Raw genomic sequence first — 11,205 nt, 5'->3', positions numbered from 1 at the left:
GTGAAGATAGAACAACATAAAATTGGGGCAGTATTTTAAAGATTTACTGGATGTTGTTTGAATTTTGATAGATTTCTCTACTAAGTTATTATTCAATAATAAAAATTAGAAAAGGATGTAGATTAGTGATTAGTCAGAAAACGAAGAAAAGATTTAATAAAGTTATTATAATGACCGCAACATGTAGCATGTTTTCTATGTTTGGAACGTCTATTTGGCACACTAAAGCTGCAACACATTCAGCTGCTCCAGCAGTTTATGTGAGTCCCCAAAATATACCTGCCTCAGATATTATTAGTATAGACTGGTCACCAGTTCAGACTCCACCTTATACGTACTGGGCTGTACACAACTGGAATGCAGGTGGTGAAGCTGGAGGATATGCTGGTTTTCAACAACAAAGTGGGTTTGATGAAAATGGAAAACGTACTTTACATTTTGCCTTATGGGATCCAATTTCCTCTAAAGAAGCAATAAAGGCCGAATACTTATCTCCGAATTCGCAAGCTGGACCCTTTGGAGGAGAAGGAACAGGAATGAAGGTTCAAACAACTTATGGTTGGAAAGACTACAATTGGTACACAATGACAATGCGTTCATGGCAAGAAAATGGTCATACTAAATTTGGACAATGGATGAAAGATGTAACAAAGAATAAATGGCATCAAATTGCAATTATGGACTTTCCGGTTGCTAATGTTGCATTTAATCATGGATTAGGAATGTTTCAAGAAGACTGGGCTGATAGTGGACAGAATGTTCGAGAAGCGCGCCTAAAAAATGGTTATAGCCGAAAATTAGTTGATAAACAATGGAGTTCTTGGAATAATCAAAGTATTTCTGGAACGCATGATAATACTTATCAATATGATGGAGGATCTACTTCAGAATATGTATGGGTCAAAGCAGGAGGTAATACGCAGTCTACTATTGGGGCAGGAAAAATATTCACGCTAAATCAACCTACTCAACCTGAAATAGGAAAACTAGATTTTGATATCCAATCTATATATTATGAAAATGAAAAATTAAATGTATCTTGGAAACTAAAAGAAAATAGTACACCGCAATTTAAGGGGAAAATTGAAATTTATAACAATGAAAATATGACGGGCCAACCTATTAACGTAATTAATGATATTAAATCCTATCAAAATGTAATCAGTCAATCTATATCATTACCAACAAATGCTTATGCAAAGATTGTATTAACGGATATATTTGATCAAACTGTTGAGAAAAAGGTACAAATCAAAAATGAGTCTCCAAACATTTTTGAAGGTAATGAATTTGCATGGTCGCTGAAAGGGATTGGAGATTTTGAATTTGCGAAAGTAAATTTAAATAAATCAACAGAAGAAATGCAAATTGATCTAAAAGCAGGTGTACCACATGACTACTTTGATAGTACATATGCAAGTATTAAAGTGCAAAACACATCAGGTAAAGTGGTCTATAACAAAGAGATTTATGGAAACAAGCAGCAAAATGCTGAATCGCAAAAAGTTCCAGTCAAAGTAGGCGATTATATAGAGTTAACACATCTAGAAGGTGTACATAGAGCTACTCTTACAAATGTAGATAATAGTAAACAAGAGAGCTTTGGAAAAAAAGCCATATACGAAGTTACAAAGGAGGGTCTGAAGAAAGTAGAAAAAATGCCAGAAGCAACAATTTTAGAAGGAAACAAGTTTGCCTGGTCATTAAAAGGATATAGTGATAGAGAAATTGCAAAAGTAGATTATGATAAAACGGTAGAAGAGATGAAGGTAAAACTAGAAGCAGGTGTACCACATTCCTATTTTGCTAGTACGTATGCGAGTATTAAGGTCCAGAATTCTTCTGGTAACGTTCTGTACAATAAGGAAATCGTGGGAAATAAACAACGAAATGCCGAAAGCCAAACTGTGCCCGTCAAGGTAGGGGATTACATTGAATTTACCCATATAGAAGGAGAAGCAACAAAGGAAAAAACGCGAGCAACTTTAATTAACCTTGAAAATAACAAAAATGAAACCATTGGAAAAACAGCAAGATATCAAGTTACAAAAGAAGGCTTGAAGAAAGTAGAAAAAATGCCAGAAACAACGGTTTTAGATGGAAATCATTTTGGGTGGTCTTTAAAAGGATATAGTGATAGAGAAATCGCAAAAGTAGATTATAATAAGACAACAGAGAAAATGCAGGTGAATTTAGAAGCGGGCGTACCACATTCTTACTTTAATAATACGTATGCAAGTATTACAGTAAAGAATTCAACCGGTAGTATTTTGTACAATAAGGGAATAGTGGGAAATAGACAGCAAACTGCTGAAAGCCAAACCGTACCCGTAAAAGTGGGGGATTACATTGAGTTTACCCATATAGAAGGGGAAGCAGTAAAAGAAAAAACACGCGCTATACTTATTAATCTTGAGAATAATAAACAAGAATATATGGGCAAAAAAAGAACCTATCAAGTAACTTCAACGGGATTAAACAAAATAGAGTAACATGAAAAACATTCTAATTATTAGTTAGATGCAAATAGTCGTTCATTATGAACGGCTATTTGGCTTTTATTTAAAGAGAAGTGAAATGAAAATATTCTCTCTTTTATATATACTCTCGTTGCTATCAACTGCTACATTCTTTTATCAGGAGAAAATAATTTAAAAAATGTGCTTGAGAATTGATACATGTTTAAGTGCTATAGATTTGAGAAAAAAGAAACAGAATAGTAAGGTATTTGTTGATAAATCAACTTTTATATTACAATATTTTACATATTTAGTATGATGTATATGAGTTCTGTATATTAAGGGAGGAATGGGAATGAAAAGGTTCATAACACGTGCAAGTGGTAGTGCAATCTCAAAAAAGTTAGTTTTAATGGTGTTGTCGATGGTTTTAATGATATTGATGATTACCCCATCGAATGATGTATCGGCAGCCAACCTATCAAAAGCAGGTTCACTAAAAGGCGTGAATTTATTTAATGGAAGTTGGACAGTTGCTATCCAGGCAGCAAATTTACAATATGTTTCCGCTGAGCCTTTTGGAAATGTAATAGCAAATCGTAATGCAGTTAATGAATGGGAGAAATTCGAATTAATTCCGACTGGGGAATTATATACGTACGCTTTAAAAGCTAAAAGTAATGGGAAGTATGTTTCGTTTGAGCCAAATGGTAGAGTAGTAGCAGATCGTACATCAATTGGGGCATGGGAAAAGTTTATCTTATATAATGGTGGAGACAATAGGATATATGTATTACAAGCATTAAGTAATGGTAGATATATATCAGCAAATGGTGGTAGAGAATTAACAGCTACTAGTTATGTAGCTGGAAGCTGGGAAAGATTTGTTATTGTATACTTCTAAACTTTGAAGTGTTATATATTTAAATGATAATGGCATGTTTAGTTTTTATAAACGCCTTAATACAATAAAGTATTAAGTATTTAATACAAGTGTATATTAACGTGTAAAAGGGCTGCAAGTAATTAGCAGTCCTTTTTACATGTTAAATAAGGACTTACTGAGGTTATAATGAAAAGAAAAAGAACCCTATAGGGTTCTTTTTCAAGGCATATTAACAGTAAGGAGAATCATGAAATGCTACTTCAAATCTTTATTAGGGGAAAGATTTTGAATAAGCTTAACATACATCTATTTTTACATAAATGTAATATATAGTAAATTGATAATGTTTATACTTACTATTACTAATATTCAATTAAGATAATTAACACTATTTGTATAGTGTTAATTAAGTCTGTATTTAGAAAACTAATAATAGTCCCCAAGTTGGTTATATATGTATAATATTATATTATACATATATTATATTTGCTAAAAGAGCTTATAGATATATCATTTTAAAAATTAATTAACATTTAAACAATTTTAACTGAAATTGGGTGTGTATTATCTAAAAGCAAATAAAATAAACAAAGACCCTGTAATTATTGTAGTAAGGTACATAGAACTAAAACCAAGATATTCTTGCGAACTCAAAAAGCCTAAATTCCTAAATTCCTAAATTCCTTAATTTAGGAATTTAGGCTTTGACGCTATGTCATGGATTACAATCGGAATGGAATCGGGCATATCTACTACAACAGAGTTATAATTTCTTCAGCTCACTAAATTAGAAACTGGTGTTTGATTACCGTAGTTGAATTATTTCTCTTTTAAAAGAACGGAAAGATTTTTTACGTTAGCATTTTTTACATAATAATTATTTAAGAGAAAAAATACTACTGAGTAATGCTATTAAATCCCAGTCTAATTTCTAATGGTCCCAGTATCTTTTATTTTGACGTGCGTCTTTACATTTATTTTAGCCTCTGCTAACGCTTGCAACCAATCACCTTTTACTTTTTTCCACTCTTTATATTGAAATGCTCTAGCATATAGGGATAATCCGATTGGATCAATTTTATTCTGCTGTATTTCATACAACATATTTTGTAAATTATTATTAATTTCTTTTTGAATAGCCCTTTTTAAATTATTTATATTTTTTTTATTATCATAGTGTCCCTTAATTAAATTCGCATTGGTTTTTTCTATTAAAGCTACATTAGCATATATATCGAGATTAAATACAAACTTTCCGTTTTGAAAATTAACAACTACCTTCCTTGTCGCGTTCTGCACGAAGATAGAAGTGTTTGTTTTTTTGTTCGACTTTTTAGGAGGAAGCGCAAGGTGTAGTATCATTCGCCCGCTACTTTTTTGCTTATTTATAAGATTGAAAAATTTAACATCTTTTTTAGGGATATGAGTTAAATATTTCCCTTTTCGATTTAAAAATGCAATTCCTACTGTGTCGATTTCATTCTTTGTTTTTTTGATAATTGGAACAGCTTGCGTCATTCCTTCTTCATTTTGTTCTCTCATTAATTGTTGAATTGTAGAAGAGACGGATTGGTTATTTTGAATTGACGATTCAATTACACCATTTATATAAGATGAAAGTGATGGTTTACTAGGCTTATGAATTTTAAAAATTTCTTCTGCAGGTCCATCTACAAGTACTACTTTAGCATTAATGGTAGCGTAAGGATCACGGTAAGAAGAATCAAGCTCCTGCAACCAATTTGCTTCTTGCGCTAATTTTTTCCCAATTAAAATGATTTCAGCTTTGGAAGCTGTCATAAAGCCCGTTAACTTCGTATCTATCTTACTGAATCCAGTATATACAGTTGATGCTTGTGTCCAATGTTCTATAGTACTTTTTTGCTGTTTATGATGAAAGAGTGGTATGCTTGTTCCAACTTTTATATCTCCATTAGGGGTTCTATCCAAGCCAATTAACAGGATTAATGAAACCTTCTCAAGAGGAATTCTCTGACTACAACCAATTATATATACACAACAAATTACAATCCATATCCATTTTCGAATCAAAGTTGTTTCCTCCTAGTAATCCAAGTAAAAAGAATACTGTAAGTGAAAAATAAGATTGGTAATAGAATAAAGAAAACGACATTTAAGATATCCATAAGAGAATATATAAACAAATATTGATCCACATCAGGATTTAGGAAAATAAATAGGCCAACTATAAATAACATAAAAGCAAGCAGCACCCAATTGCGGGCGTTTTTTTGAAGTGAAATGGTCACAGATTCAAAACTGAAAAATAAATACGGATATATCGTAGTGGAAAATACAATTAAATAGTAAGCGATATATATAATTTCTAATCGTTCCATGAAAGAAAAACGAACCCCTTTTAACAGATGAAATACTGGCCAGATTACGTCTTTTATCCCCTCTGGACTAAAGTATATATAAGAAAGAATAGTAACATATAGATAGAAAAACATGGTTCCAGTATTCGCTATTAGTAGTCCTTTTATGGCTTTTTGTTTTTTTTGTAAGAATGGGTATATATAATATGCAATTTCTAGCCCAGCATAAGGAGTAATGGTTTCTTTTGTTGCTTTTACAATAGGGTATAATCCTTCTTTAAATATAGGTAGTAGGTGTAAAGGATTGTAGTTAGTCTTTAGTGAAAAAAGAAGAAATAGTGGCATCCAAGTCGTGAAGAAGAAAACAAGCATAGAATAACTAGTAAGAGCCCTTAACCCACTCAGGGCTAAAATAATGAAAGGTAATAGTAATAATATGGTGATTTGATAAGCAGGAGTGGAAGGGAATATCCACACTTTTACAATATCAGTTGCCTTTAATAAAGTATTAAATCCAGCAAAAAATAGATAAAAGGCATATGCAAGAAAAAGAATTGTCCCTATCCATTTACCAAAGTATGTTTTTAAGATTTGTGAGAAATTTTTGTTAGGATTTTTTTGTAACATTAATATAATAAATACACCGATTATAGAAGTAACTATCCATCCGAGAATGATCGAAATCCAGCCATCTGTACCAGCAGTAGTAGCAAGTGGGCTTGGCATAATTAACATACCAGATGCAAGTTGCAGCGAATGAATGAAAATAATAAATTCGAATAAAGTTACTTTTGGGAACTTAAGATACCCCATGTTAACCACCTTCTTTTTTCTTTCTTTGTTTCGGCTGTCCTGTACTCGAGCGGGTGGTAATCATCGAAATAGGAAATCTTACAAAAGAATCTTTTAGCTCTTGGAGACGAAATGGTGCGATTGGCATGCCGTATGGTGAACCATAGGAAGTTAGTGAAACAAAATGAGCAAATAAGAGCATTAATCCACTAACAATACCGACAATCCCATAAAAGTAGGCCAATAACATCATTGGAAAACGGATAAGGCGTATAGAACTTGATAAATCATAATTAGAAACAATAAATGAAGCAATGGCTGTAATAGATACGATAATAACCATAACGTTACTAACAAGACCAGCTTGAACAGCTGCCTGCCCAATTACAATCCCTCCAACGATCCCAATAGTTTGTCCAATTGGTTGTGGTAAGCGAATACCAGCTTCACGTAGCATTTCTAGTGTAATTTCCATTATAAAAGCTTCCAATAAGGGGGAGAAAGGGACTTTGACTCTTGATGTTGCAATAGAAGTGTATAAGTCTATAGGAATAATTTCAAAGTGAAAAGAGACTATAGCAATATAAAATGCGGGTAAAAAAATAGCTATAATAAATCCTGCAAATCGTAATAAGCGAAAAAATGATGCGATGAGCCAATGAATATTATAGTCATCTGGGGTTTGAAAAAATCCAATCAAATTCATAGGAACAACCATTGCACCAGGAGATCTATCCATTAATACTGCTACTTTCCCATCAAGTATATGATTTGAAATGGCGTCTGGGCGCTCGCTTAAATAAGCCTGTGGAAAAGGAGTCCAATTTTGATCTTTTGTATAATTAGATAGCTCTCCAATACTTAATACCGCATCTGTTTTGATTTTACAGATTCTAGTTTCAATTTCTTGGACTACATCTGCGTTTGCTACATCACCTAAGTAAATTAAATAGACTAAAGAAGTGGCTCGTTCTCCAATCGTCAGCTTTTTGATTTTTAACTCTGTAGAAGGAATATATCGACGGATAAGACCTATATTTTTTGTGGCATTTTCAATAAATCCATCATGGGATCCTTTAATAGTAACTTCTGAAATTGGCTCTTGAATTGCTCTCTCTGCCCAGCCTTTTGTATTTATTAGAAGTGACCGCTTTTCTTTCTCCATAAACAGTACACATTGCCCCTCAAGTAATCCTTCTTTAATTTCATTCCATGTATATACTATTTTGGTATGAGTAGCAATAATATTAGAATTAAATATTTGACTGTCTTCATTTACTTCTTGTAATAATGGTGTAACAACATTGGTTTTTAATGCAACACCATCTGTAAGGCCTTCAAAATAATATAGTAAAATATTCGTGTTTGTTTTTAATTGCAAAGGATGTTCAATTAAATCTGCACTAATATCAAAGATATTATCTAGTGTATTTTTAAGTTGTTTTAAGTTACTTGTTTGGATCTTTTCAATGGTTTTATCTGTCTTAGTTTCTAAGGTCTCTTCATTTAAGGACAAAATTGACACCTCTTTAATATATAACGATTAGTTGTATTTATTATTTTTATATGATTGAATTTTATTCACTAATTTAAACTAATTGAAGATAAGAATTAATAAATTTGATGTGCTATATTATTAATTCAATAATTGAGAGCAAAAAGTAGATGTAATTTGTGTGGAAATGTAAGTATTAAGATAGAATTGAAATTTGAATGATTATAATAAAAAGAACCCTCGATAGGTTCTTTTTATTTGGTAAATATGTTGTCAACAATAGATGGCGATAAAGGTAGTAATTTAGATGTCTTTATGTTAATCAGCTAAATTTTGTAGGAAGAATTCTTTTTTCATACCTTAATACTCAATGAAAAAGGATATTTCATTTATTTGGATGTTCTAGTGTATTTGAATTTTGCGCACCAACAAATTTTGTTTAGGGACAAAATGCATTTTCTTAATTATCAGAAAAAACAGCGCAACAAAATTCCTATTCATTATTTTGGTAGGTATCAAATATTTCTTTGGCCTTATTTTCTTGATATTACCGTACGTTTATATGTTTCTAAGGGAAAGAAATACTTTCATTTTTATTACCATCTATTGTTTGATTAAGATGGTAACATGAAAGTGAAACGTTTACAACCAGAAAATAAAGAAAAAATATTAAAATACGACTTTTTTCGACAATTATTCTATGTTTATATTTAATTTTATTATAGGAAAAGGCGGAGGGAAGCGGACCTTTTCCTATAAACTGTTTTGTTGGAATTAGAAATAACTAAAAAAGTAATAATAGCTTAAAAGGAAAATGAAATTCAATGATAAAGTTATTATTGAATTTGTGAACCTCAGGTATCTTGAAAGTATGGTCAAATTTTAATCCACTTTGCGTTTCTTCCTTTTGTAACTAGCTTAATATGGCCAAACAGTTGCAAGGAATTTAAAGCCTTACTGATTGTGCTCTCTGCAATGTCTGGATAAGTGTTACGAATACTTTCCTTAGTAAAGGGTTGTTTTTGTTTAAGTATAAAATTCTGAATTCTCTCAACTTTAGTATGTTTACATATAGAATCTAGAACTGTGTTATGAAGATCTTTGTAAGCCTCTAATATAATTGTTAAAAACGTTTTTAACCAAAAGCTATTATTATGTTCCTCGCAGTACCAATTCACCGAAGATTTATAAATCGAATTGTAATAATCAGATTCATGTTTCTTAATATATTTATCCAAACATACATATTTTACAAATGTGTGTCCACTCCTAATTAACAGCAATTGCATTAACATAAATGCCAACCTGTTATTACCTTGATTGAAAGGGACTATGCAATAAAAATTTAATATAAAACGAGCTATTAATAAAAGTGAATGAAGCCCCTTACTAGTATTTAATGAGTTGTATTGATCACATAATTGCTCCATAAACTGTGGAATAAGTTCATGCGGAAGAATGCGGTAACTATTCAAGTGCATTCCATGTTCTGGAATTCCTGGAATAATAAAAGGTTTTTCACGCCATTTGGCACTGTCAGAGGTAATGTAATGTATTAGTTGAAAATGTAATTCCTGTATAGTTGCTGGATTGATTAATAAAGTACAGGAGTTTTTATGTACAAAAGAAAGTGTTTGATAATAGCAAAAAATAGCATCTTCCGAAATATTTTGAGGTACGATATCATCTAAAATAAGTTCTTTTAATCTTTTATTAGGAACTTTTATATCCTCGTAAATAGTTGTGAAATTTTTTATGTAATGTAGTGGTATAGTTTTTTCTAAGCTATTAAATATGTCCGGGTTTTGTTCCTGATAAGCAGCTAATTTTCCTTTGAATTCGCTAATTTCACTTATTAAATTTATTAACCTCCTTTTCAATTCAATATTTTTATACTTATCATCAAAAAAGTCTCTCATTTTTGTTCCCCCTGTAACCCCTTAACACGTTGTTGCATATATCTTTCCATTCTAAAGGTATGCCACGACATCATTGTAAAATAACGACATTTTCATTCTGATTTTAAATATATATCAGAATCAATATTTTTATTTAACAATTAAAACATGGAAATTATAAAGAAGAATCGTTAGGATTCAATTTTAATAGGCATAATCCTAACATCAAATGTACAAATGTACAATAAAAAAATAAAAAATATAAAACTATTGACTCTTTTGAAAGATTATTTAAAAGAATTTTAAGAAATTGTAGGTACAGAGGTGCTTTAGTTTAGCGGTAAATATTGAAGTGGTAATAAAGTTTTCATAGCTAATCAAAAAGTAGATAAACTATTAATTTGTGACAATTATGTGCCTAATCTATTATATACTTTTATGAGAATTCTAAAATTAAATCCTAAAGAGCTGAATTTTCTATATTTATCATAAAGATTAGAAGAGGCCTGTTGATGAAATGTATCATTTTATATAAAAATATGTAACGTTTAATACTCGTATTGTAAAATATTTTGACATACGTTAATTTAAATATTAGGTACAGGAACATTTAATAAAAACTCAGTACTAAAGTACCCTTTAAACGTTCCACCCTAAGAACGTTTCTCAAGCACACTGAAGTTCATCCTTTGTTTCTGTACCTTATTAGATAAAAATAACACAACAAATTATTAAAATACGATAATTAAAATTAGATTTTTAAATCATTTCTCTTTTCTTGGACATTAATAATCTCTTGATAATCTGTTTAAAGTAAGGAAATACAGGATAGAAAATGGCTATTAATAAAGAAAATATAGTTAAGCTAGATACCTTAAGTTATTTTATGAGTAATTAAGCGTTAGTTTGAATTAGTAGGAGTATTATATGTGTTTGTTAAAAGGCTTGTTTTATTTGATTTGTTACTATTAATTTATGAATTTTAACATCTAGAAGCTAGTCAATATATAGATAATATTAGTTATGTGGGTTTTAACCTCAAGTGTATATGTTTAAGGTTAAAGGATTTGTGGTGGTATAAAAGAAGTGAAAGTCTGGAAGAAACGGATATAATCGGTTTCTTCCAGACTTTTTTTGCTTTTTTTGTAATATAAAAAATTTATTTTTCCTACATGATTTAATTATCTGTTTTAATATTTGAATTTTTTGTGAAATCAAACGGAGTTTTTAGTCTTCTTTAAATACATAATGTTACAAAATAGCGTAATTGTATTTACTTTATTTTTATAGGAGATTAAAAATAATAATAAATGTACCAATTTATGAGAGATATTAA

The 11,205-nt window shown here is 30.6% G+C and carries 6 protein-coding genes; 2 read left to right on the top strand and 4 right to left on the bottom strand.

Annotation, left to right across the window (positions count from 1 at the left end):
• The first annotated feature begins 125 nt into the window (after nucleotides 1–125).
• Together ACUXVC_RS17685 and ACUXVC_RS17680 are read left to right on the top strand one after the other, a co-directional pair.
• Complete coding sequence (locus ACUXVC_RS17685) at nucleotides 126–2,492, top strand: putative mucin/carbohydrate-binding domain-containing protein (RefSeq protein ID WP_095690416.1); 2,367 nt, start codon at nucleotides 126–128, stop codon at nucleotides 2,490–2,492.
• 322 nt (nucleotides 2,493–2,814) lie between these two features.
• The gene (locus ACUXVC_RS17680) at nucleotides 2,815–3,363 is read left to right on the top strand and encodes a fascin domain-containing protein (RefSeq protein WP_095690417.1); all 549 of its coding nucleotides are present in this window, start codon (nucleotides 2,815–2,817) and stop codon (nucleotides 3,361–3,363) included.
• Nucleotides 3,364–4,269: 906 nt separating this feature from the next.
• On the opposite strand, the gene ACUXVC_RS17675 is transcribed toward ACUXVC_RS17680, so the two are convergent.
• The 4 genes from ACUXVC_RS17675 to ACUXVC_RS17660 form a co-directional block, all read right to left on the bottom strand.
• Nucleotides 4,270–5,397, bottom strand: a complete 1,128-nt coding sequence (locus ACUXVC_RS17675) for a Ger(x)C family spore germination protein (protein WP_016080745.1) — start codon at nucleotides 5,395–5,397, stop codon at nucleotides 4,270–4,272.
• Nucleotides 5,394–6,497, bottom strand: a complete 1,104-nt coding sequence (locus ACUXVC_RS17670; protein ID WP_075678058.1) for a GerAB/ArcD/ProY family transporter — start codon at nucleotides 6,495–6,497, stop codon at nucleotides 5,394–5,396. The genes ACUXVC_RS17675 and ACUXVC_RS17670 overlap by 4 nt, the downstream gene beginning before the upstream one ends.
• Nucleotide 6,498: 1 nt before the next feature.
• Nucleotides 6,499–7,992 (bottom strand): spore germination protein, encoded by a 1,494-nt coding sequence (locus ACUXVC_RS17665; RefSeq protein ID WP_016080747.1) that lies wholly within the window; start codon nucleotides 7,990–7,992, stop codon nucleotides 6,499–6,501.
• A gap of 854 nt (nucleotides 7,993–8,846) precedes the next feature.
• Nucleotides 8,847–9,890 carry a Fic family protein gene (locus ACUXVC_RS17660; protein ID WP_001204212.1) on the bottom strand — a complete coding sequence of 348 codons (1,044 nt, stop codon included), beginning with the start codon at nucleotides 9,888–9,890 and terminating at the stop codon, nucleotides 8,847–8,849.
• Nucleotides 9,891–11,205 lie beyond the last annotated feature (1,315 nt).

The organism is Bacillus sp. N6, assembly GCF_052805735.1.
The sequence above is the reverse complement of the archived record's forward strand: the minus strand, read 5'-3'. Positions and strand labels throughout refer to the sequence as shown.